General features: G+C 64.1%; 20 protein-coding genes and 3 pseudogenes. 18 read left to right on the forward strand and 5 right to left on the reverse strand.

Annotated elements, in window-relative coordinates:
* Positions 1-40: 40 nt before the first annotated feature.
* Positions 41-646, forward strand: coding sequence for a 50S ribosomal protein L9 (rplI, locus tag ABIA96_RS09640; protein ID WP_354136805.1), 606 nt, complete (start codon positions 41-43; stop codon positions 644-646).
* A 36-nt stretch (positions 647-682) separates the two neighbouring features.
* Here rplI and ABIA96_RS09645 read toward each other — a convergent pair.
* Positions 683-1,067: pseudogene (locus tag ABIA96_RS09645) on the reverse strand (PaaI family thioesterase).
* Positions 1,036-2,085 (reverse strand): prolipoprotein diacylglyceryl transferase, encoded by a 1,050-nt coding sequence (locus ABIA96_RS09650; protein WP_354136806.1) that lies wholly within the window; start codon positions 2,083-2,085, stop codon positions 1,036-1,038. The pseudogene ABIA96_RS09645 and the gene ABIA96_RS09650 overlap by 32 nt, the downstream one beginning before the upstream one ends.
* 278 nt (positions 2,086-2,363) lie before the next feature.
* On the opposite strand from ABIA96_RS09650, the gene ABIA96_RS09655 reads away from it, so the two are divergent.
* The 3 genes from ABIA96_RS09655 (at position 2,364) to alr (ending at position 7,210) form a co-directional block, all read left to right on the forward strand.
* A complete protein-coding gene (locus ABIA96_RS09655; RefSeq protein WP_354136807.1) occupies positions 2,364-3,614 on the forward strand; it encodes a cyclopropane fatty acid synthase in 1,251 nt (416 codons plus the stop codon).
* A gap of 760 nt (positions 3,615-4,374) precedes the next feature.
* Positions 4,375-5,886 carry a replicative DNA helicase gene (locus ABIA96_RS09660; RefSeq protein ID WP_354136808.1) on the forward strand — a complete coding sequence of 504 codons (1,512 nt, stop codon included), beginning with the start codon at positions 4,375-4,377 and terminating at the stop codon, positions 5,884-5,886.
* A gap of 46 nt (positions 5,887-5,932) precedes the next feature.
* On the forward strand, positions 5,933-7,210 hold the full coding sequence (gene alr, locus ABIA96_RS09665; RefSeq protein WP_354137124.1) for an alanine racemase: 1,278 nt from the start codon (positions 5,933-5,935) through the stop codon (positions 7,208-7,210).
* A gap of 8 nt (positions 7,211-7,218) precedes the next feature.
* Here alr and ABIA96_RS09670 read toward each other — a convergent pair whose 3' ends face one another.
* Complete coding sequence (locus tag ABIA96_RS09670) at positions 7,219-7,437, reverse strand: cysteine rich repeat-containing protein (protein WP_354136809.1); 219 nt, start codon at positions 7,435-7,437, stop codon at positions 7,219-7,221.
* A gap of 40 nt (positions 7,438-7,477) precedes the next feature.
* Between ABIA96_RS09670 and ABIA96_RS09675 the strand changes: the two genes are divergently transcribed.
* The gene (locus tag ABIA96_RS09675) at positions 7,478-8,248 is read left to right on the forward strand and encodes an exodeoxyribonuclease III (RefSeq protein WP_354136810.1); all 771 of its coding nucleotides are present in this window, start codon (positions 7,478-7,480) and stop codon (positions 8,246-8,248) included.
* Positions 8,249-8,282: 34 nt separating this feature from the next.
* Here the strand turns inward: ABIA96_RS09675 and ABIA96_RS09680 are convergent, their stop codons facing one another.
* Both ABIA96_RS09680 and ABIA96_RS09685 read right to left on the reverse strand, forming a co-directional pair.
* Positions 8,283-8,651 carry a GFA family protein gene (locus tag ABIA96_RS09680; protein ID WP_354136811.1) on the reverse strand — a complete coding sequence of 123 codons (369 nt, stop codon included), beginning with the start codon at positions 8,649-8,651 and terminating at the stop codon, positions 8,283-8,285.
* Positions 8,652-8,772: 121 nt separating this feature from the next.
* Positions 8,773-9,081 carry a hypothetical protein gene (locus ABIA96_RS09685; RefSeq protein ID WP_354136812.1) on the reverse strand — a complete coding sequence of 103 codons (309 nt, stop codon included), beginning with the start codon at positions 9,079-9,081 and terminating at the stop codon, positions 8,773-8,775.
* A gap of 179 nt (positions 9,082-9,260) precedes the next feature.
* Between ABIA96_RS09685 and ABIA96_RS09690 the strand changes: the two genes are divergently transcribed.
* From ABIA96_RS09690 to ABIA96_RS09750, 13 genes and pseudogenes are all read left to right on the forward strand, one after another.
* The gene (locus ABIA96_RS09690) at positions 9,261-10,001 is read left to right on the forward strand and encodes a FadR/GntR family transcriptional regulator (RefSeq protein ID WP_354136813.1); all 741 of its coding nucleotides are present in this window, start codon (positions 9,261-9,263) and stop codon (positions 9,999-10,001) included.
* The gene (locus ABIA96_RS09695; RefSeq protein WP_354137125.1) at positions 10,001-10,939 is read left to right on the forward strand and encodes an NAD(P)-dependent oxidoreductase; all 939 of its coding nucleotides are present in this window, start codon (positions 10,001-10,003) and stop codon (positions 10,937-10,939) included. Before ABIA96_RS09690 ends, ABIA96_RS09695 begins: the two co-directional genes overlap by 1 nt.
* A 10-nt stretch (positions 10,940-10,949) precedes the next feature.
* Positions 10,950-11,633 carry an amino acid ABC transporter permease gene (locus tag ABIA96_RS09700; protein ID WP_354136814.1) on the forward strand — a complete coding sequence of 228 codons (684 nt, stop codon included), beginning with the start codon at positions 10,950-10,952 and terminating at the stop codon, positions 11,631-11,633.
* A gap of 7 nt (positions 11,634-11,640) precedes the next feature.
* Positions 11,641-12,309: an amino acid ABC transporter permease gene (locus ABIA96_RS09705; protein ID WP_354136815.1), complete on the forward strand. Its 669-nt coding sequence runs from the start codon at positions 11,641-11,643 to the stop codon at positions 12,307-12,309.
* Position 12,310: 1 nt separating this feature from the next.
* Positions 12,311-13,069: an amino acid ABC transporter ATP-binding protein gene (locus ABIA96_RS09710; protein WP_354136816.1), complete on the forward strand. Its 759-nt coding sequence runs from the start codon at positions 12,311-12,313 to the stop codon at positions 13,067-13,069.
* Positions 13,070-13,089: 20 nt separating this feature from the next.
* A pseudogene (locus tag ABIA96_RS09715) lies at positions 13,090-13,882 on the forward strand (transporter substrate-binding domain-containing protein).
* Between the two features lie 68 nt (positions 13,883-13,950).
* Complete coding sequence (rpiB, locus tag ABIA96_RS09720) at positions 13,951-14,397, forward strand: ribose 5-phosphate isomerase B (protein WP_212337312.1); 447 nt, start codon at positions 13,951-13,953, stop codon at positions 14,395-14,397.
* A 783-nt stretch (positions 14,398-15,180) separates the two neighbouring features.
* Positions 15,181-15,909 (forward strand): sulfite exporter TauE/SafE family protein, encoded by a 729-nt coding sequence (locus ABIA96_RS09725; protein WP_354136817.1) that lies wholly within the window; start codon positions 15,181-15,183, stop codon positions 15,907-15,909.
* A 15-nt stretch (positions 15,910-15,924) separates the two neighbouring features.
* The gene (gene radA / locus ABIA96_RS09730) at positions 15,925-17,373 is read left to right on the forward strand and encodes a DNA repair protein RadA (protein ID WP_354136818.1); all 1,449 of its coding nucleotides are present in this window, start codon (positions 15,925-15,927) and stop codon (positions 17,371-17,373) included.
* A gap of 168 nt (positions 17,374-17,541) precedes the next feature.
* Entirely contained in the window at positions 17,542-18,171 is a 630-nt protein-coding gene (locus ABIA96_RS09735; protein WP_354136819.1) for a CvpA family protein, read from the forward strand.
* 28 nt (positions 18,172-18,199) lie between these two features.
* Positions 18,200-19,711: an amidophosphoribosyltransferase gene (gene purF / locus ABIA96_RS09740; protein WP_354136820.1), complete on the forward strand. Its 1,512-nt coding sequence runs from the start codon at positions 18,200-18,202 to the stop codon at positions 19,709-19,711.
* Positions 19,712-19,802: 91 nt separating this feature from the next.
* On the forward strand, positions 19,803-20,546 hold the full coding sequence (locus ABIA96_RS09745; RefSeq protein WP_354136821.1) for an SDR family NAD(P)-dependent oxidoreductase: 744 nt from the start codon (positions 19,803-19,805) through the stop codon (positions 20,544-20,546).
* Between the two features lie 79 nt (positions 20,547-20,625).
* Positions 20,626-21,789, forward strand: a pseudogene (locus ABIA96_RS09750) (NHL repeat-containing protein).
* The last annotated feature ends 137 nt before the right edge of the window (positions 21,790-21,926 follow it).

Raw genomic sequence — 21,926 nt, forward strand, 5'->3', positions numbered from 1 at the left:
CGAAAACTGAAAACTCAGAGCACTTCAAAGGAGAACGAATATGGAAGTCATTTTGCTGGAACGCGTGAGCAAGCTCGGCCAGATGGGCGAAGTCGTGAAGGTTCGCGACGGCTATGCCCGCAATTTCCTGCTCAAGCGCGGCAAGGCGCTGCGCGCCACCGCCGACAACCGCTCCAAGTATGACGGCATGAAGGCCGATCTCGAAGCTCGCAACCTTGCCTCGAAGGGTGAGGCGTCCAAGGTCGCCGAGAAGATTCAGGGCAAGAACATCATCGTGATCCGTCAGGCGTCCGAAGCCGGCCAGCTGTTCGGCTCGGTGACTGTGCGTGACGTCGTCATGGCGTTCGAGGCCGACGGCGTTGCGCTTGAGCGCCCGCAGGTGCAGTTGGACGCACCGATCAAGGCTATCGGCAAGCACACCATCACGGTTGCGATTCACCCCGAGGTCGAGGTCGAGGTCAGCGTCACGGTTGCGCGCAGCCAGGACGAGGCCGAGCGCATCAACCGCGGCGAGGACATCTCCACCCGCAACGAGGATCGCGATGCTGCCGCCGAGGCGATTGCCGCCGCCGGCGAGTTCTTCGATCCGGAAGCCCAGCACGACGACACCCAGCCGGCGCCCGCCGCGGAAGAGACCGAGAAGTAAGGCCCGCATTCACGCAGGCTGCGAAGCCCGGCTGCCTCAGGCAGCCGGGCTTTTCGTTTTGACGGCGACGTCCTCGCTCAGCATCGCGATCGAGGCGAGTGCCGTTGCCGTATGCTTCTCGACGCCGTCGATCAGACAGAACACGTCCGCCGCGACCACGGAAACCTGACGGCCCGGGCTTGATCACCCTGGCACGGCAGATCAGTTTTTCGCCGACCGCAGGCGACAGCAGGTTGAGCTTGTATTCCGCCGTCAGCGCCGGCTGGCCGCGCGAGGTCGCCGCCGCAATGGTCGTGGCGTTGTCGACCAGGAAGGCGGTGACGCCGCCATGGAAGAAGCCATGCTGCTGCAACAGGCGCGGCCTTCGCAGATCAACGGGTTTTATCTGCTTATTGCGAGATCGGCGGAGCTGGCGGCCCAGGGGCGGGTGCAGGCGACGGGGTCGCGGCGGGCGCAGACGGCGCGGGCTCTGCCGGCTTCGCCGCTGGCGCGGTGCTGGGCGCAGGCTCGGCCGGTTTGGAAACGGCAGCTTCCGCAGGCTTAGGTTCAGCCGGTTCAGCCGGCTTGGCAGCGGCTGCCGGCGGGGCCGGCGTCACCTGCGGCACCGGATCGGGACGCAGAGGCGGCGTCTCGCTGCTGCTCGGCTCGACCTTGGCGCTCTCCGGCTTGGCTTCGGCCGGCTTTTCGGCCGGCTTGGCGCTGTCGGGCTTGGACTCTTCGCGACTGGAATCGACCTTGGCGTTCTCGCTCTTTGGTTCAGTTTTGGGCTCGGTCTTGGATTCGGTCTTGGATTCGGTCTTGGGTTCTGTCTTGGGCTCAATCTTGGAATCGACCCTGGGCTCAACCTTCGGCGCGGCCGCGTCATCCGTCTCCGGCTTGCCGCGCTTGCTGATACGCTTGCCTTTGCGGCCCTCGGGCCGTTGTTCGGTGGCAGCCTCGGGCTTGGCGCCTTCCTTGCCCTCCTCGCTCGGTCGCGCCACGCGCTTCTGACGGCTTTCAGGCGCTGCAGCCGCGCCCTCGCCCTCGGGTTTGGCAGCCTCTTGCGAGCGTTGGCGGCGCCCCTGATGCTCAGGCGACTGCCCCGGGTTGGTGTTGGCGTCCTTCTCCTTGGCGCCGTCCTTCCTGTCCTTGCCGTCCTTCCCGTCCTTGGCCTGGTAGCGGGTGTCGGCGGCACCATTGGAGACGAGATAGGACGCGAGCACGCCGGCCATGTCGGGGCTGGTGGTGTAGTGCTGACGCAGGAAGCCCGGCAGCGAGCCCGGCGCAACGGTCTTCAACAGCCCGCGCGGGCTCTTGTGGCAGGCATTGCAGGTCTGCGCAAAGATCTGGGATGGGGCCTTGCCGGCCTCGAGGTTCGTCGCCTGCGCGAGAGCGGCATCGGTGGCTCCGAAGCCGATCAGAAACAGCACCGTGGCGAGGCTGAGCGCTCGGCTCGACATTCCCATCATCTCCATTGAAATCCGAAAGATGCCGCCGGCATCGGGCGCGGCGGCGGTCACCTTTTAGCCGATTGTGCTGGGAATGGAAGCGCACTCATCAAGCATGTGATCACGCGTTTTTCGAATATCGGGTTTGAACACAACGCATTAGCGGGCCGGGAATAGGCTGCTTAGATTTACATGCGAACGCATGGGAACGATATAGTCTCTCCGGGCGTGAATGTATGACGGCCGGGTTTGTTCGCTTCTTTTCGGGTTCGCTCGAGAGGTGTACGTCGATGGACCGCTTGTTACGCAAGTTCTTGTCTCAATTCATCCGCCGCGGGTCGATGACGGTGACCACGGCGGGCGGAATGAAGTTCAGTGTCGGCGACGGTTCGGGCGAGCCCGTCGAAGTCTGCTTCGTCACTGCAGATGCACAACGAAGAGTCCTCATCAATCCCGAGCTCGGGCTTGGCGAGGCCTACATGAACGGGGAGTTCGTCGTCGAGCGCGGCACCATAGCCGATGCCCTCGCGATCCTGCTCGATCAAGCCGACCTGCTGCCGCAGTGGGCAAAACCCTGGTGGCACCTGCGCTATCTCACCCGGCAGCTGAAACAGTTCAATCCGCGGACACGCTCGCGCAGCAATGTCGCGCATCACTACGATCTCGATGCGCGGCTTTATTCGCTCTTCCTCGACGCCGACAAGCAATACAGCTGCGCTTATTTCGAGACGCAGGACGCCACGCTCGACGACGCGCAGCTTGCCAAGAAGCGGCACGTCACCGCAAAGCTGCTGGTCAGCCGCGGCCAGCGCGTGCTCGACATCGGCTCGGGCTGGGGCGGGCTGAGCTTCTATCTCGCAGAGACCGCAGGAGCTGACGTGACTGGTGTTACGCTGTCGACCGAGCAGTTGCAGGTCGCAAACGCGCGCGCCGTCGAGAAGGGCCTGACCGGTTCGGCGCACTTCCTGCTCGAGGACTATCGCGACATCGACGGGCCATTCGACCGCATCATCTCGGTCGGCATGTTCGAGCATGTCGGGGTCAAGTTCTACGATACCTATTTCGCGCGCTGCGCCGAGCTGCTGAGCGAGGACGGCGTCATGGTGCTTCACTCGATCGGCCGCTCGCAGGGCCCGGACTCGACCAATCCCTGGATCGCGAAATACATCTTCCCCGGCGGTTACATTCCCTCACTATCGGAAGTGCTGCCGTCGATCGAGGACGCCGGCCTCTTGGTCTGCGACGTCGAGATCCTGCGCCTGCATTATGCGGAGACGTTGAAGGCCTGGCGGCAACGCTTCATGGCGCGGCGCGAGGAAGCCGTGCAGCTCTACGACGAGCGCTTCGCGCGGATGTGGGAGTTTTATCTCGCCTCCTGCGAGATGACGTTCCGCAAGCAGGGCATGATGAACTTCCAGATCCAGCTCACCAAGCGCCAGGGAGTGGTTCCTATAACCCGCGACTATATCGCGCACGAGGAAGCCCGGTTGCGCGCCCTCGAGGGCGGCGCCAGGCCGAAGCTGACGCTCGCTGGTGAATGAAATCTAATGACGAACGGTCGAAATCGGCGAGATCCGGAAAGAAACCGGTAACGCTAACTGGGCGTGCAATTCCGCCAGGGTTTCGGGCTCGACCGGCAAGCGGCGCTGCTCCGGTTGTGCGGCACGCTCCATAGCCGCGATCAGCCCGGACAGCCAAAGCCGACCCGCGTCGCTTCGCCAAACCTGTAGCTGCCGTTCTGGCCGCATGGCTTGCCTCGTCTCCCTGGTGGCAGGGTATGAGAGACAATCCCCTACCCGCCAGTCCTGTTCCGGAGGTACCCCGAAAGAATCCGGGGAGATGTGATCTGCTTCACATTAAGTCTGGCCGGTCCTGGCCTAGATCCTCGTCATGAGCAAAGAGACCCAAACCTCATTCGACGTGCAGGACGACCTCCGCACCGATTACGCCCTGATCGCCACCGGCGTCTGCGCGGCCCTGGTTGCGCTGGTCTACCTCTTGCTGGTCTGAATCCCGCGCCGAAAGCGGCCAGCGTGCGTCATTTCGCGCGCTCTTTGATAGGTCTGCGCCTCAATCCATAAGGTTCACGGCATCCGGATTTTTCCGTGGTGCGGTCGCGGCCACTTCCAGCGCCTGGCGAGTTCCGCAGAAATCCGTCAAGCGCGGCGCATGCTGCGACCGCTAATCATCCACCATTTTTAATGATCGGTTGATAGCGACGAGCTTTTGCTTCCGCTTCGGGCTGAGGCGGCGCTTTATCCCGGCCCCGCATCTGCCCCAGAAAATTGCTATCGCTCGACCATGGCCCTGACTGATTCGAACGTCCTCAAACTCGCGCCCGAACCCGGAACTCCCGCGTATCGGAGCGCGCCGCATAATATCGAGGCGGAACAAAGCCTTCTGGGCGCGATCCTGGTCAACAACGACGCCTTCTATCGGGTCTCCGATTTCCTGGAGCCGAAGCACTATTTCGAGCCGCTGCATCAGACCATCTACGAGACCGCCGGCAGCCTGATCCGGATGGGCAAGATTGCCACGCCCGTGACGCTGAAGACGTTCCTGCCCGCCGACACCGACGTCGGCGGCATGACCATCGGCCAATATCTGGCGCGGCTCGCGGCTGAGGCGACCACCATCATCAACGCCCAGGACTATGGGCGCACCGTCTACGACCTAGCGCTGCGGCGTGACCTGATCGGCATCGGCGAGGACATGGTCAATGTCGCCTATGACGCACCGGTCGATTTCGCGCCGCGGGCGCAGATCGAGGACGCCGAGCGGCGGCTCTACGAACTCGCCGAGTCCGGTCGTTATGACGGCGGCTTCCAGAAATTCTCGCAGGCGTTGGCGGTCGCGGTCGACCTCGCGGCAAAGGCGTTCCAGCGCGACGGAAAGCTGTCCGGCATCTCGACGGGCATGCGCGACCTCGACAACAAGATGGGCGGCCTGCAACACTCCGACCTCATCATCGTCGCCGGACGCCCCGGCATGGGAAAGACGTCGCTGGCGACCAACATCGCCTACAACGTCGCCAAGGCCTATGTCGCCGAGCTCCAGGCCGACGGCACTATGAAGGCCGCTAATGGCGGCGTGATCGGCTTCTTCTCCTGCGAAATGTCGGCCGACCAGCTCGCCACGCGTATCGTGGCCGAGCGCACTGGCATTTCCTCCTCCCACATCCGTCGCGGCGGCATCTCGGAAGCCGATTTCGACAAGATCCGGGAGGTCTCGATCGAGCTGCAGTCGCTGCCTTTCTATGTCGACGCGACCGGCGGCCTGTCGATCGCGCAGCTGATGGCGCGCGCGCGCCGGCTGAAGCGACAGAAGGGCCTCGATCTGCTCGTGATCGACTACATCCAGCTGCTCTCCGGCTCAGGCAAGCGCGCCAGCGACAGCCGCGTGCAGGAAATCACGGAGATCACGACCAGCCTGAAAGCGCTGGCCAAGGAGCTCAACGTCCCCGTCATCGCGCTGTCGCAGCTCTCGCGTCAGGTCGAATCCCGCGAAGACAAGCGACCGCAGCTCTCCGACCTGCGTGAATCCGGATCAATCGAGCAGGACGCCGACGTCGTGCTGTTCGTTTACCGAGAGGAATATTACCTTGCGATGAAGGAGCCGCGCCCGGGCACGCCCGAACACGAGAAATGGCGCCTGGACATGGACCTTGCGTACGGCAAGGCCGAAGTCATCATCGGCAAGCAGCGCCACGGCCCGACAGGCACCGTCGATTTGGCGTTCGAAGCCTCGGTCACGCGGTTCAGCGACCTCGCGCCTGACAGTCAGATGCCGGCTCGAAGCAGCAACGACTATTGAGTTCCTTGAACCGGGCCTGCCTCTTGCGTAAAACGACGCCATGACAATGGCGTCCGACCCGAACATGATCCCGCAATCCGGCCTTCTCTCCGCGGAGGCCAATCAGGCTGCCGCGCTCGCAGCCCACGGCGGCGTGCTCACCGTCGATCTCGACGCCATCATCGCCAACTGGCGCAAGCTCGAGAAGACCGCCGTGCCGGCCGAGTGCTCGGCAGTGATCAAGGCCGACGCCTATGGCTGCGGCACCGCGCAGGTCGCGCACGCCCTGAACAAGGCCGGCTGCAAGACCTTCTTCGTGGCCACCATCGAGGAGGCGCGCACCGCTCGCGCGGCGGTACCGGACGCCACGATCTACGTCCTCGGCGGCTATTTCCAGAACACCGGCGAGCACTACGCCAAGATCAACTGCCGTCCCGTGATCGGCGATCTCAACGAACTCGCGGAATGGGACGTGTTCTGCCGCCGCACCGGCTGGTCCGGCGGCGCCGCGATTCACATCGACACCGGCATGAACCGGCTCGGGCTGACGCTTGCGGAGGCGCAGGCCATTATCCCCCGCATCAATGCCGGCGATCACGGCATCACGCTGGTGATGAGCCATCTGGTCTCGGCCGAGCAACTCAACAGTCAGATCAACGCCAAGCAGCTCGCGGCCTTCCGCAGCATTGCCAGCGAATTCTCCGGTGTGCCGGCGACGCTCGCCAATTCCTCAGGCATCTTCCTCGGCGCGCCGTTCCAGTTCGACCTGGTACGGCCGGGCGCCGCGCTTTACGGCGTCAATCCGACGCCGGAGGCCGACAATCCGATGCAGCCGGCGGTCGACCTCAAGGCGCGCGTCGTGCAGATCCGCACGATCGAGCGCGGTGAAAGCGTTGGCTACGGCGGCACCTGGACCGCGCGGCGACCGACCAGGCTCGCGATCATCGCGGTCGGCTATGCCGACGGCTATTTCCGTGCCGCCAGCTCCAATGACGGCACCCGCGGCGCCGAGGTGATCGTTGCCGGCAAGCGCTGCCCGGTGGCGGGCCGCGTCTCCATGGATCTGATCGCGATCGACATCACCGACCTGCCGCCGAACGCGGCGCGTCGCGGCCACATGGTCACGCTGCTCGGCGACGGCATCACCGTGGACGAGCTCGCCCATCATTTCGGCACGATCGGTTACGAAGTGCTGACCAGTCTCGGGCCCCGCTATGCCCGCGTCTACAAGGGCGGCAATGTCGTAGAGGCGCTGGCAAAGCCGGAGCCCGCGCAGGCGGCCGAACAGCCGCCCTCCCCGCCGCCGATCGAGCAGCCGGCGGCTCCGCCGCCGCTGCCGAGCTGACGGGCCTCTTACTTCTTCCGGCTGTCCAGCGCCGCCTTGCAGGTCGCGCTGAGCTGGTCGCGCTTGGCGTTGAGGCAGGCGACGATCTTGCCGCCACCGGGCGCGATGCCGGCGCAGAATTTGTCGTAATCCGCCTTGCACGCACCGCGCGGATCGGCCGATTGTGCCGAAGCAACCCCGGAGAACGCGACGACGACTGCAACGGCGGCAAAGCTCAACTTGGACATGGTATCTCCGGTAACAGAAGGCCGAAGCCGGTAGCTCTACATGAAGATTGCGACATTCAACATCAACAACATCAACCGCCGCCTGCCCAATCTGCTCGCATGGATGCGCGCGGCGAAGCCCGATGTGGTTGCACTTCAAGAATTGAAGGCAAGTGATGGCGAATTTCCGGCAGCCGCGATCGAAAAGGCCGGCTACGGCGCGGTCTGGCGCGGACAAAAGACCTGGAACGGCGTCGCCATTCTCGCCCGCAACGCCGAGCCCGTGCTGACGCGCGACCGGCTGCCGGGACGCCCCGATGACCACGAAGCGCGCTACATCGAAGCTGCCGTGCGCGGCGTCATCGTCACCAGCATTTACTTGCCGAACGGCAATCCGCAGCCGGGCCCGAAGTTCGACTACAAGCTCGACTGGTTTGCGCGGCTGAAGCGCCACGCCAAGACCTTCATCAAGCAGGACCTGCCCGTTGTGCTCGCCGGCGACTACAACGTCGCGCCGACGGAGATCGACATCTACCCGACGCGGTCATGGGACAAGGATGCCTTGATCCAGCCGAAGAGCCGCGCGGCGTTCGCCTCGCTGGTCGAACAAGGCTGGTGCGATGCGATCCGCGAGCTGCACGGAGACAGGCGCATTTACACCTTCTGGGACTACAAGCGGAATCGGTGGCCGCGCGATGCGGGCCTCAGGCTCGACCATCTGTTGGTGAGCCCTGCCCTTGTCTCACGCCTGGCAAAGGCCGGCGTCGACAAGAAAATTCGCGGCGAGGATGGCGCCAGCGATCATGCGCCGGCCTGGGTGGTGCTGAAATAAGCAAGGCGCCGTAGGGACATGCAGGACTGCGCCCTCACCACAGGTTCTTGCCGTCGATCATGTTGACCGGCACGGCTTCCAGATCGAAATCGTCGAACAGGCGCGCGTTGACCCCGACCTTGGGATTGTCGAAGTCAGGCTTTCCCGTGGACCAGTCCGGCGATTCCGAGAAAGTCCCGCAACCGCAGCTTGCACAGAAATGATGTTTGACGGTCCGGCTGCCCCAGCGATAGGTCGCGACATTGTCGGCGGGTGACAGCAGGCGAAACTGCGCCGGCGTGTAATAAGCCCACAGCGCGCCACGCTTGGCGCAGAGCGAACATGTGCAGCGCGTCACGCTCGCGGGCGCCTCTGTCACCTCGAACACCGTCTCACCACAATGACAGCTTGCCTCGATCGGCATGACCCGCTCTCCGTTTTGTCAGGAGGTGGTCATAGCCCGCCCCTGCTGCCAACATGCTGTCAGCAGCGGCGGGTTCACGGACGACAGGCGACCAGTTGCGCAGCTGCCGGCGCGAAAAGTCTCAACTCGCGGACAGGCGCTTGGCGTTGGCGGCCACGTGCTCCCGATAGCGCTGAACGACCGTAGCCGGCGTTGCGCCCGAGAGCAGGCTCGCAAACGCTTCGAAAACGGCCGCGACCTTTTCGCTGACTATCAGCACGGCCTCGTGCCCGGCAGCCTCGTCGCCGTGGCTGAGCTTCTCGCAGCGAAGGCGAACCACTTCGCTCGTTTCGACCGCAAGCATTGCGCCGGCAACCCAAGGATAGCCGTTGTCGGATCCACTGAGCACCGCATGGCGGTCGAGCGCGGAAAAGGAATGGCGGTCGGGCATCACAGACCTCAAATTCTTTGAGCGACGCTCCGATCAATACGCTTCAAATTCTAAGGATCCGGCCGGGGAACCGGTCGGATTGGCAACGCCTATGCCACCCGCAATTAACCAAGGCTCTTGACGCGGCAGCTCTGGTTATCATACTGGTCTTACCAAGATCAGACCAAGAAGAGATCGGGATGGAGCTGAAGAGGGCCGCCGAGGGCGAAAAAGGGTTCGAGAAGGTGTTTGCCTTCCTGCGTGAACGCCTGCTTGCAGGATCGCTCAAGCCCGGCGACCGCCTCATTTCGGAACGCGAGCTTGCAACACTGCTCGGCGTCAGCCGGCCGATCGTCCGCGAGGCGCTGCGCGCCCTGACCGTCCTCGGTATCGTCGAGATCCGCGACCGCATCGGCACGGTCGTGACGCGGCCCGACGTCTCGGTGCTGAACGACTTCTTCACCTTCGCGCTCGCCCAGCACGCCGACATGCTCGACGACGTCATGCAGGCGCGCGTCGCGATCGAATGCCAGGCGATTCGCCTTGCCTGCGAGCGCGCCAACATTTCTGATTTTGAACGGCTGCAGCGCACGCTCGCCAAGATAGGAGAGACGATCGACGAAGCGGATGCCGGCGGCATGGCCGACTTCGAATTCCATCGCGCCATCGTCGTGGCATCGCATTCGGAAACGCTCTCGGTGCTGCACGGCTCGATGGCGGGCCTCCTGACGCATTCGCATCGCAGCCGACGCGAGCTGGTGCAGGCATTTCAGTCGATGAAGACGTATCTGATCGACGACCACCGCCGCATCTTCGAGGCCGTCATCGCGCGCGATCCCGAGCGCGCAGACGCCACGCTGCGCAAGCATTTTGCCATCGGCGACGAATTCCGGCGACGCGCCGTCGTTGGCGACATCGACAAGACCATCGCCTCGGGCTGATCGCGGACTGCCGGTCAAACAAGAAACGGACGACGAACATGGGACGGAACGAGAAGGGCAGCGTCGGCTTCATCGGCATTGGCACGATGGGCCTGGAGATGGTGCGCAACCTCCTGAAGGCCGGGCACGCGGTGCGCGCCTTCGATCTCAATCAGGCTGCTGTTGCTGACATCGTCAAGGAAGGCGCGACCCGCGCCAAGAGTCCTGCCGATGCCGCGCAAGGCGCCGACATCGTCATCACCATGCTGCCCGACACACCCCATGTCGAAGCGACCATTTACGGCGAGCACGGCCTGCTGAAGTCGCCGCCATCAGGCAAGCTCATCGTCGACATGAGCACGATCTCGCCGGTCGCGGTCCGTCGCATCCATACCGACCTGCAAAAGGTCGGCATCGGCTTCATCGACGCGCCGGTCTCGGGCGGCCCGCTCGGCGCCAAGAACGCCGCACTCTCGATCATGGCCGGCGGCGATGCGGCCGCCTTCGCGCAGGCCGAACCGTTCTTCCGTGCGATGGGCACGACTATCACGCATGTCGGCGCGTCCGGCGCCGGCCAGACCGTCAAGCTGTGCAATCAGCTCATCTGCGGCATCAACATTCAGGCGATCTGCGAAGCACTCGCGCTTGGTCGCGCTTCGGGCCTGGATCTCAATCTGCTGCGTCGCGTGCTGCTCGGTGGCTCCGCCGCCTCCTGGATGCTCGACAAGCTCGGCCCCGCGATGATCGCGGGCGACGTCTCCGCCGGCTTCCGGATCGATCTGCAGCTCAAGGACCTTCGCCTGGTGCAGGAACACGCGCAGGCCCTGAGCGTGCCGCTGCCCGGCACCGCGCTCGTCACCAGCCAATATGTCGACGCCCGCGCCCATGGCGAAGGCGGCAACGGCAACCAGGCGCTGTTCCGCGTCTATGACCGTATGACCAACCAGACCACAGGCTGAACCGACGACGATGAGTCTGCAACTCGACTTTCCCGCGGTGCTGGAGCGATGGCCGAGCTTTCTGGCCGGCGCTGCGCTGACGCTGGAGTTGGCGGCCTTCGCGACAGTGTTCGGCGCCCTGCTCGGTACGCTCACGGCGGTCGGGCGAGGCACGCACAACGCGCTGATCGCGAGGGCTTGCAAGGTCTATGTCGAGATGATCCGCAACACGCCGCTGCTGGTGCAGATCTTCCTGGTCTATTTCGGCCTCGCGAGCGTGGGGATGAAATTCTCCGCCTTCACCGTGGCGGTGGCAGCGCTGACCATCAATGTCGGCGCCTACACCGCCGAGATCATGCGCGCCGGTTTCGAGGCGATCCCGCGCGGGCAGATCGAGGCAGCCGAAGGGCTGGCGCTGTCGCGGCTGCAGATCTACTGGCACATCATCCTGCTGCCGGCGATTGAGAGGGTCTATCCGGCGCTGACCAGCCAATTCGTTCTGCTAATGCTCGCCTCCTCGGTCTGCTCGCAGATTTCGGCGGAAGAACTGACCGCGGTCGCGAACTACATCCAGTCGGACACCTACCGCGCGTTCGAGACCTACATCATCGTCGCCGTGCTCTACGTCATCCTGTCCCTGGTGATGCGTGCGGGTTTCTGGGGCCTCGGCCTGGTTCTGTTCCCGCGCCGTCGCCGGCTCGGCACGCCGCTGTGAGATGACCATGGGCGGACATCTCAACATCAACCATTTGATATTCCTCGGACAGGGCGCGCTTTGGACGATTGGCTTGTCCGCAATCGCGCTGATCGGCGGCGGCATCGTCGGCTTCGTGATCGCACTCGCGCGGATCTCGCCGCTCAAATCGGTGCGGATCGCCAGCGCCGTCTATGTGCAGCTCATCCAGGGTACGCCGCTGCTGGTCATCCTGTTCCTTGGCTATTTCGGCCTCGCCGCGATCGGCCTCAAGGTATCGTCGCTCGCAGCCGCCGGCGCCTCGCTGACGCTCTACGTCGCTGCCTATCTCGGCGAGATCTGGCGCGGCTGCATCCAGTCGGTGCCGAAGCCGCAATGGGAAGCCGCCGAAGGCCTGGCGCTAAGCCGGACCCAGCGGATGATGAAAGTGATCCTCCCACAGGCGATCCGAATCGCGACGCCGCCGACGGTCGGCTTCATGGTGCAGATCATCAAGAACACGTCGCTCGCCTCCGTCGTCGGATTCGTCGAGCTGATGCGCTCGGCCCAGATCGTCAACAACTCGCTGTTCGAGCCGTTCGCGATCTACGCCATCATCGCCGTCGTCTACTTCGCCATGTGCTATCCCCTATCGCTGCTCAGCCAGAAGCTGGAACGGCGGATGGGGCGTGGCAGGTCCAACCTCGTGCCAGTCTGACATGCAGCAAAACTCCTCCCCGCCCGAATCCATCGTGTCGCTCCGCGACGTGCAGAAGAGCTTCGGCCCGCTCCTTGTGCTGGATGGCGTCTCCTTCGCCGTCGAGCGCGGCGAAGTCCTGGCACTGATCGGCCGCTCCGGCTCCGGCAAGAGTACGGCGCTGCGCTGTATCGACCGCTTCGAGAAGGTCGACGGCGGCGAGATCGTCGTGTGCGGGCACCGCGTCGACCGTCCCGATGTTGACCTGCGCGCGTTGCGCCAGGACGTCGGTATCGTCTTCCAGAGCTACAATCTGTTTCCCCATCTCACGATCGAGCAGAATATCACGCTGGCACCCTGCGCGGTGAAGGGCATAGCCACATCGCAGGCCAAGGATCTGGCGCGCAAGGTGCTGGCGCAGGTCGGGCTCGAGGAAAAACTTCACGCTTATCCTGAGCAGCTGTCGGGCGGCCAGCAGCAGCGCGCGGCGATCGCACGGTCGCTTGCGATGCAGCCGAAGGTGATGCTGTTCGACGAGGTCACCTCGGCGCTCGATCCCGAGCTCACCGCCGAAGTGCTGAAGGTGATCGAGCAACTGGCGGCGGATGGCATGACCATGGTGATGGTCACCCACGAGATGGGCTTTGCGAAGGGCATTGCCGACCGCATCGTCTTCATGCATCGCGGCAAGGTTCATGAGACCGGACCCGCCTCGATCCTGACGTCGCCAACGACGCCGGAGCTGACGCAATTCGTCGGCACAGGAAACCTAAAATCATAACAGGGAGAGGAGAACCAAGGATGACCAACAAGACATTGCTGGGGACTGCCGTACTGTTCGGTCTCGTCATGCTGGCTACCACGCCGGCATCGGCCGATTTGCTCGACGACATCATGCAGGCCAAGAAGATCCGTATCTCGACGGACGTCGCCATCCCGCCATCGGGCATGATGGATTCGAACATGAAGCCGACCGGCTCCGACGTCGAGGTGGCGCAATTGCTTGCCAAGGACTGGGGGGCTCGAGCTCGAATTTGTCCAGACCACTGGCGCAACCCGTATCCCCAACGTCCTGACAGGCAAGGCCGACATCATCATCTCGACCCTGTCGGTGACGCCCGATCGCGCCAAGGTGATCGACTTCACCAAGCGCTATGCGACGCTGCAGTCCGACGTCGGCTGTCTGAAATCGATGAACGTCAAGGACTGGCCCGATCTGAAGGACAAGACGATCGGCGTCTCGCGCGGCACCACCCAGGATACCACTCTGTCCAACATGAAGGACAAGGAGCTGAAGATCGCCCGCTATGACGACGACGCCACGGAAGTCACGGCGGCCGTCTCCGGCCAGGTCGATTGCGTCGGCACGTCGGCCACGATCATCAACCAGATCGGCGTCAAGAATCCGGCCCGTATCTTCGAGTCGAAGATCCCACTTGCGACCTTCGACCTCGCGATCGGCCTCAAGAAGGGCGAGCAGCGCCTGATGGACAAGCTCAACGCCTGGATCACCGAGAACGTCAAGAACGGCAAGCTCAACGCGATCTACAAGAAGTTCCACGGGGTCGAGCTGCCGCCCGACATGCGCAGCTGAACCAGAGAGACATCGTGACAGCCGCTAGCGGCTGTCACGGCCATTGCAAGATTGAAGAAGGACATCACATGCGTCTCGTCATCGGATCCGACCACGCCGGCTGGCCGCTCAAGCAGACCGTCATCGACCACATCCGCAAGCTCGGCCACGAAATCGTCGACGTCGGCTCCTATGACGACAAGCCGGTAGACTTCCCCGACATTGCGCGAGCCGTAGCACAGAAGGTTACCTCGGGCGAAGCCGCACGCGGCATCATGGTCTGCGGCACCGGCGTTGGCGCCTCGATCGCCGCCAACAAGATGAAGGGCATTCGCGCTGCAGTCTGCCACGACGTCCATTCCGCGCACCAGAGCGTCGAGCATGACGACGTCAACGTCATGTGCATCGGCGCACAGATCGTCGGCGCCTGGCTCGCCGTCGATCTCGTCTCGTCCTATCTCTCTGCCGAATTTTCGACGGACGAAGACTTCCGCCGTCGCGTCGAGAAGCTGCGCGTGATGGACGAACAGGGCTGACGCCTGGCCCGGGACCTTGCGCGCGACCTGGCCTGGATTGCGCTGCGCTCCATCCGGGCTACGAGATCTTGCGTTGCCCGACGGGCAAAACACCCTGGCTGTGGGGCAATCCACGCGACCAAAAATATTCCACTTTACCGAAATTCGGAAACGGCGTATGTGTCGCGCAACCCGGCCCAAGGAAGAGGGGCGTATCGCGATCGTCACGAACGCGGGCCGGACGGCGGTGGACGTGGGTCACATCGGCGCGAAGGGTCTTGCAGGGCGGGCAACCGTGAGCGAGACCATCGCGCGTACGACCGGTGTGATTTGCGTACGGCAAAATCGTGTGGTCCTGGCGCCCGGGGTCTGTGCGCCAAGTCTCGCGGTGATGCGTGTGACCCAACCGGGTTCGCGTATCAGTCATCTGCGAGGCGACGGGGGCAATAGTGCATCGCTCCCCGGGGAGAGCACGACATAAGCCGTCAAACCACTGCGCAGGGAAGGCCGGATGTCTCGGCTTCGCCTGTATGCCGCTGTGCAGATTCTTGTAGCGCAACTGTCGCACAGTGGACCGCGGGTGCCAGCCGGCACCCGGTCTTCCCTGCGCCCTCTTTCAATTGAGGGGGAGGCATTGGCAAAGCTCGGGCGAAACAAGCCGCGAGGATGTGAACTCATGTCAGTCATTCGGTCGCGTGCCCCCGGACGCTGCACAGCCCGTCCCGGACACAAAGGAACTAACGCCGCCATTCACTCATGCCCTCTCCTCCGGCTACACTATTTCGATTCCCAGGAGCCCTTCCCTTGGCCTTTCTGTTCGTCCTCAGCGTTGGCCTGATCGCTGGCACCATTTCCGGCATCGTCGGCACGGGTTCGTCGATCATGCTGATGCCGGTGTTGGCCTACGCCTATGGGCCGAAGGAGGCCGTGCCGATCATGGCTGTCGCCTCCGTGATGGCGAATTTCTCGCGGATTCTGGCGTGGTGGCGCGAGGTCGACTGGCGGGCCTGTCTGGCCTATTCGGTCACGGGCATCCCGGCCGCAGTGCTGGGCGCACGGACGCTCTTGGCTCTGCCCTCGCACGCCGTCGATCTCGCCATCGGCATCTTCCTGATCGCGATGGTGCCGGCGCGGCACTGGCTGGCGCGGCACGATCTCAAGGCAAATCTCTGGCATCTCGCGATCGGCGGCGCGATCATCGGCTATCTCACCGGCATCGTGGTCTCGACCGGCCCACTCAGCGTGCCGCTATTCCTGTTCTATGGCCTCAGCAAAGGCGCCTTTCTCGCGACCGAAGCCGCCGCCTCGCTTGGCCTCTACTTCGCCAAATCAGTAACGTTCGAGCGCTTCGGTGCGCTGACGCAGGACGTCTTCATCAAGGGCCTGGTCGCGGGCTCGTCGCTGATGGCCGGCGCTTTCGTCGCAAAGCGCTTCGTGCTGCACCTGAAGCCGGAGATGTTCCGCCTGGTGATGGACGCGATCATGGTCGCAGCAGGGCTCTCCATGCTATGGAACGCGACGCAATCTCCCTGAGCATGATTCACGCCCATGGCCAAGAACACACTGTCCTTCGTCTGCCAGAACTGCGGCGCGGCCTATAACCGCTGGCAGGGCAAGTGTGAGTCCTGCGGCGAGTGGAATACGCTGGCCGAGGAGGACGCGACCGGCAGCGTGCCGGTCTCGATCCGCTCCAAGCGCAAGGGCCGGACGTTTGCGCTGGAGAGCCTGTCGGGCAAAACCCAGGATGCGCCGCGCCTGTCCTCCGGCATGACCGAGCTTGATCGCGTCACGGGCGGCGGCTTCGTCCGCGGCTCGGTGCTGCTGGTCGGCGGCGATCCCGGCATCGGCAAATCGACGCTGCTGACACAGGCGACCAGCCTGATGGCGCGTGCCGGCCATCGCATCGTCTACATATCCGGCGAAGAAGCCATCGCCCAGGTGCGGCTGCGCGCCGAGCGGCTCGGGCTGTCCGATGCGCCGGTACAGCTCGCGGCCGAGACCTCGGTCGAGGACATCGTCTCGACGCTGTCGGAAGGCGCGGTTCCCCGGCTGATCGTGATCGACTCGATTCAGACCATGTGGACCGACACGGTCGAATCGGCGCCCGGCACGGTCACGCAGGTGCGTGCCTCGGCGCAGGCGCTGATTCGTTTCGCCAAGAAGACGGGTGCCGCCATCATCCTGGTCGGCCACGTCACCAAGGACGGCCAGATCGCGGGCCCCCGCGTCGTCGAGCACATGGTCGACGCCGTGATGTCCTTCGAGGGCGAAGGCTCACAGCAATTCCGCATTCTGCGCGCGGTCAAGAACCGTTTTGGTCCGACCGACGAGATCGGCGTGTTCGAGATGACCGGCCTCGGCCTGCGCGAGGTCACCAACCCCTCGGAGCTGTTCCTGTCCGAGCGTGACCTCGGCACCCCCGGCACCGCAGTCTTCGCGGGCATCGAGGGCACGCGGCCCGTTCTGGTCGAATTACAGGCGCTGGTGGCCCCGACATCGCTCGGCACCCCGCGCCGCGCCGTGGTCGGCTGGGATCAGAGCAGGCTCTCGATGGTGCTGGCGGTGCTGGAAGCGCATTGCGGGGTCAAGCTGTCCGGCCACGACGTCTATCTGAACGTCGCGGGTGGCCTGCGCATTCACGAGCCGGCGGCCGATATGGCCGCGGCGGCTGCGCTGGTTTCCTCGCTGGTTAATGCGCAGTTACCCACGGATGCGGTCTATTTCGGCGAAATCTCGCTGTCCGGCGTCATCCGCCCGGTGGCGCAGACCCCGGCCCGGCTCAAGGAGGCGGTCAAGCTCGGCTTCAAACGCGCCGTGCTGCCCGAATCGGCCCGAGGCGCCGATGCCAGCGGTGACGCCGGGTTGACCCTGAACGCGGTCAACAGCCTCACAACCCTGGTCGCCGAAATCGCCGCCAAGGGCTCCCGCCGCGGCGACTCGCCCCCGCCGGCGGAGAAAAATGCCACACCGGCAAGATTCCGCCGCGGAGAGGGTTAGGTGGTGGTGACGTCAAGCGCCCCCACCGCTATACAGCCGTCACAAAAGCAGCACGGGATTGCGTGGTTGCGGCCTTGCCGGGAACGCCGTCCGGCCCTCACTTAGGGTGGCGGCCAAACACCGATTCGCTGAGCACCCCTTGAGCGTACGAGCGGACCAGACCAGCCGATGCCAGTAACACTCCTCGACCTGATCATGCTCGGTGTGATGCTGATCTCGGGCCTGCTCGCCATGGTCCGCGGCTTCATGCGCGAAATCCTCTCGATCGCGGCCTGGGGCACTGCGGCGATCGTGACGCTGTACTCTTTCTCCAAGCTGCTGCCGACCGCCAAGACTTATTTCAACAACGACACCGTCGCGAGCGTGGTCGTGGTCGCCGGTGTGTTCGTCGGTACCCTGGTCGTGGTCTCCGTGATCACGGTCCGGATCTCCGACATGATCCTGGATTCGCGGATCGGGGCGCTGGACCGCACCCTCGGCTTCCTGTTCGGGCTGGCTCGCGGGCTTTTGATTGTCGTGGTGGCCTTCCTGTTCTTCACCTGGCTGGTGCCGGACAAGCAGCGTCCGGACTGGGTCTCGGGGGCAAAATCCCGCGTGGTGCTCCAGGGAACCGGGGATTGGCTGATGTCCCTCTTGCCGGATGACCCCGAGAACACCATCTTGAAGAGATTCAAGAAAAACAAACCAGATGATGATCAAGCTGATACCGAGCAACAGCCTTCGGGCAGCGGCGACGGATACAGTAAACCTGCTCGTGACAGCCTGAAGAAGCTGATCGAGAAACCTGCGGCGCGTTGATTGAGCCCTAAAGAGAGGCGCGGACGAGATGCGACACCCTGACCAGGACGCCCATACTGAACTCGATCCCGGCTCCGCCGCGCTAGAGCTTCAGGACGACCTGGAGGGAGATACGCTGCGCGAGGAATGCGGCGTCTTCGGCATCTACGGACACCCGGACGCAGCCGCCATCACGGCGCTCGGCCTCCACGCCCTTCAGCATCGCGGCCAGGAAGCCGCCGGCATCGTCTCTTACGACGGCAGCCGCTTCCATTCCGAACGCCGCCTCGGTCTCGTCGGTGACACCTTCTCCCGCCGCGAGCTGATCGACCGCCTGCCCGGCAATATGGCCGTCGGCCATGTCCGCTATTCCACCACCGGCGCCAACATCCTGCGCAACGTGCAGCCGCTGTTCGCCGAGCTCAATGCCGGCGGCCTTGCGGTCGCCCACAACGGCAACCTCACCAACGGCCTGACGCTGCGCCGCGAGCTCGTGAAGAACGGCGCGATGATGCAGTCGACCAACGACACCGAGGTGATCCTGCATCTCGTCGCGCGCTCCAGGCGCAGCCGCTTCATCGAGCGCTATATCGACGCCCTGCGCGAGATCGAGGGCGCCTATGCATTGGTGTCGCTGACCAACAAGAAGCTGGTCGGCGCGCGCGATCCACGTGGCATCCGCCCGCTGGTGCTCGGCGAGCTCGACGGCTGCCCGATCCTGACATCGGAAACCTGCGCGCTCGACATCATCGGCGCGCGCTTCGTGCGCGACATCGAGCCAGGTGAAGTCATCGTGTTCGACGAGAGTGGCCAGGACATCCACAAGCCGTTCCCGCCGATCGCGCCGCGGCCCTGCATCTTCGAATACATCTATTTCTCCCGGCCGGATTCCATCGTCCACGGCCGTTCGGTCTACGAGGTGCGCAAGAATTTTGGCGCGCAGCTCGCGCGCGAGAGCCATGTGCCCGTCGACGTCGTGGTGCCGGTGCCGGATTCCGGCGTGCCCGCCGCGATCGGCTATAGCCAGCATTCGGGCGTGCCGTTCGAGCTTGGCATCATCCGCAATCACTATGTCGGCCGCACCTTCATCCAGCCGACGCAGGCGATCCGCGAGTCGGGCGTGCGCATGAAGCATTCAGCGAACCGCGCCGCGATCGAAGGCAAGCGCATCATCCTGATCGACGACTCGCTGGTGCGCGGAACGACCTCGAAGAAGATCGTGCGCATGATGCGCGATGCCGGCGCCAAGGAAGTGCATTTCCGCCTCGCCTCGCCACCGATCCTCTATCCCGATTATTACGGCATCGACCTGCCCGACCGCGGTGGCCTCCTGGCCGCGACGCATTCGCTGGAGGAGATGCGCGAGATCATCGGCGCCGACTCGCTTGCCTTCCTCTCGATCGACGGCATGTACCGCGCCATGGGCGAGCCCGGCCGCGACCCGGCCAATCCGAGATTCTCGGACCACTGCTTCACTGGCGCCTATCCGACCCACCTCACCGACCAGACCCAGACCGAGCAGCAGCCGCGACAGCTGTCGCTGCTGGCGGAGGCGAGCTGATCCTCAGCTGTCATTCCGGGGCGCGCAGTGCGCCCCGGAATGACACCCTCGCGGGCTTGTGCGGACCGGCCGCCTCTGCAATACCCCCGCCATGACAAAGCCCCTCGCAAACCGCATCGCTCTCGTCACCGGCGCCTCGCGCGGCATCGGCTTCGCCACGGCGCTCGCGCTGGCGAAGGCAGGCGCGCATATCGTTGCGACCGCGCGCACGCAGGGCGGGCTCGAGGAGCTCGATGACGAGATCCACAAGGTAGGCGGCAGCAGCGCCACGCTGGTGCCGCTCAATCTCACTGATTCCGACGGCATCGCGCGGTTAGGCGCGGGCCTGCATGAACGCTACGGCAAGCTCGACATCCTCGTCGGCAATGCCGGCGTGCTCGGCCCTTCCTCGCCGGTCGGCCATATCGAGCTCAAGACGTTCAACGATGTCATGGCCGTCAACGTCTCCGCGAACTTCCAGCTGATCCGCTGCATGGAGCCGCTTCTGAAGCAGTCCGATGCCGGGCGCGCCGTGTTCGTCACCTCGGGCGCCGCCAACAAGGCGACCGCCTATGTCAGCCCCTACGCCGCCTCCAAGGCTGCGCTGGAGACGCTGGCGCGGGCCTGGGCGCAGGAGACGGCGAACACGCCGCTGCGCGTCAACCTGTTCAATCCGGGCCCGGTCCGTACCCGCATGCGCGCTACGCTGATGCCGGGCGAGGATCCCGCGACGCTGGACACGGCCGAGCAGGTCGCCGAATTCATCGTCCCGATGTGCGCGCCCGACTGGACCGAGACCGGCAAGTTCTACGATTACAAGGCGCGGACCTTGATGAGCTTCCGCTCGCCGGCCTGATTTGACTCAAGCGCCTCCCCGCGATTGACTGCCCGCGCTCAAGCGGCAGCAAGCCGCAAGCCAAAAAAGGGAGGTTGCCATGGTGCCATGGCATGATCGCGCGAGGCTTGATCGTACAGGGCTCAACCGTGCTCTCGCGCGTATCTCGCACGCTTTCTCCATCCTGATCGCGGCCATCGCATTTGTTCTTCCGGGCGTGGCCAACGCAGGCGACGTCCCGGCCTTCGCGGTCGATGCCTCCTGGCCGAAGCAACTCCCGAACAACTGGATCCTCGGCCAGGTCGGCGGCATCACCGTCGACTGGCAAGGGCACATCTGGGTGATCCACCGTCCACGCTCGCTCACCGATGACGAGAAAGGCGCGAGCCTCAACCCGCCGCGCTCGAAGTGCTGCGTGTCCGCGCCGCCCGTGCTCGAATTCGACGTTGACGGCAATTTGCTGCGGTCCTGGGGCGGGCCCGGCCCCGGCTATGAATGGGTCGGTCGAGAGCACGGCATAGAGGTCGATCCCGCCGGCTTCGTCTGGATCGGGGCAATGCCGACAACGACAATGCGATCCTGAAATTCACGCTCGACGGCAAGTTCGTCGGCCAGATCGGCAAGATCGCGCCGAGCCTTGGCAGCAACGACACGACGCAGCTCGGCAAGCCCGCCGAAACCGCGCTCGACAAGGAAGCGAACGAAATCTACGTCGCCGACGGCTATGGCAACCGCCGCGTCATCGTGTTCGATGCGACAATGCTCGCCTACAAGCGGCACTGGGGGGCCTACGGCAACAAGCCTGATGACAACAAACAGGCGGCCTATGACCCGAAGGCGCCAGCGTCCCAGCAATTCGGCAATCCCGTCCATTGCGTAAAGATCGCCAATGACGGCCTCGTCTATGTCTGCGACCGCATCAACAACCGCATCCAGGTGTTCAAAAAGGACAGCACCTTCGTGAAGGAGTTTTTCTTCGAGAAAAACACGCTCGGCAACGGCGCGGTATGGGATATCGCGATCTGGCCTGATCCGAAGCAAACCTGGCTGCTCAGCGCCGACGGCGAAAACAACGAGATCCGGATCATCAAGCGCGAGGACGGCAGCGTGGTCGGCAGCTTTGGGCACAACGGCCGCAATGCCGGGCAATTCCACTGGGTGGCATGCCATGGCGGTCGATGCCAAGGGTAACGTCTATACCGCCGAGGTCGACACCGGAAAGCGCATCCAGAAATTCAAGCTGATTTCGGACGCGCTGAAATAGCGCCTCAACGCATTTTATCCAAAGGTTAACCGACGGATGACGCTACGACGCAGCGTCATCCGGCTTTAGGCGCATTGCCGCCGCCCCTGGGACAGGCTACGGAATCCGCCGGAACAAGGCTCCGCAAGAGAGCCGTC

Source organism: Bradyrhizobium sp. LB11.1 (assembly GCF_040549385.1).
Taxonomy (GTDB): Bacteria; Pseudomonadota; Alphaproteobacteria; order Rhizobiales; family Xanthobacteraceae; genus Bradyrhizobium.

Coding starts and splice junctions, on each gene's coding strand:
- rplI (WP_354136805.1), top strand. CDS start 41: ATGGAAGTCATTTTGCTGGAACGCGTGAGCAAGCTCGGCCAGATGGGC.
- ABIA96_RS09650 (WP_354136806.1), bottom strand. CDS start 2,085: ATGTCGAGCCGAGCGCTCAGCCTCGCCACGGTGCTGTTTCTGATCGGC.
- ABIA96_RS09655 (WP_354136807.1), top strand. CDS start 2,364: ATGGACCGCTTGTTACGCAAGTTCTTGTCTCAATTCATCCGCCGCGGG.
- ABIA96_RS09660 (WP_354136808.1), top strand. CDS start 4,375: ATGGCCCTGACTGATTCGAACGTCCTCAAACTCGCGCCCGAACCCGGA.
- alr (WP_354137124.1), top strand. CDS start 5,933: ATGGCGTCCGACCCGAACATGATCCCGCAATCCGGCCTTCTCTCCGCG.
- ABIA96_RS09670 (WP_354136809.1), bottom strand. CDS start 7,437: ATGTCCAAGTTGAGCTTTGCCGCCGTTGCAGTCGTCGTCGCGTTCTCC.
- ABIA96_RS09675 (WP_354136810.1), top strand. CDS start 7,478: ATGAAGATTGCGACATTCAACATCAACAACATCAACCGCCGCCTGCCC.
- ABIA96_RS09680 (WP_354136811.1), bottom strand. CDS start 8,651: ATGCCGATCGAGGCAAGCTGTCATTGTGGTGAGACGGTGTTCGAGGTG.
- ABIA96_RS09685 (WP_354136812.1), bottom strand. CDS start 9,081: ATGCCCGACCGCCATTCCTTTTCCGCGCTCGACCGCCATGCGGTGCTC.
- ABIA96_RS09690 (WP_354136813.1), top strand. CDS start 9,261: ATGGAGCTGAAGAGGGCCGCCGAGGGCGAAAAAGGGTTCGAGAAGGTG.
- ABIA96_RS09700 (WP_354136814.1), top strand. CDS start 10,950: ATGAGTCTGCAACTCGACTTTCCCGCGGTGCTGGAGCGATGGCCGAGC.
- ABIA96_RS09705 (WP_354136815.1), top strand. CDS start 11,641: ATGGGCGGACATCTCAACATCAACCATTTGATATTCCTCGGACAGGGC.
- ABIA96_RS09710 (WP_354136816.1), top strand. CDS start 12,311: ATGCAGCAAAACTCCTCCCCGCCCGAATCCATCGTGTCGCTCCGCGAC.
- rpiB (WP_212337312.1), top strand. CDS start 13,951: ATGCGTCTCGTCATCGGATCCGACCACGCCGGCTGGCCGCTCAAGCAG.
- radA (WP_354136818.1), top strand. CDS start 15,925: ATGGCCAAGAACACACTGTCCTTCGTCTGCCAGAACTGCGGCGCGGCC.
- ABIA96_RS09735 (WP_354136819.1), top strand. CDS start 17,542: ATGCCAGTAACACTCCTCGACCTGATCATGCTCGGTGTGATGCTGATC.
- purF (WP_354136820.1), top strand. CDS start 18,200: ATGCGACACCCTGACCAGGACGCCCATACTGAACTCGATCCCGGCTCC.
- ABIA96_RS09745 (WP_354136821.1), top strand. CDS start 19,803: ATGACAAAGCCCCTCGCAAACCGCATCGCTCTCGTCACCGGCGCCTCG.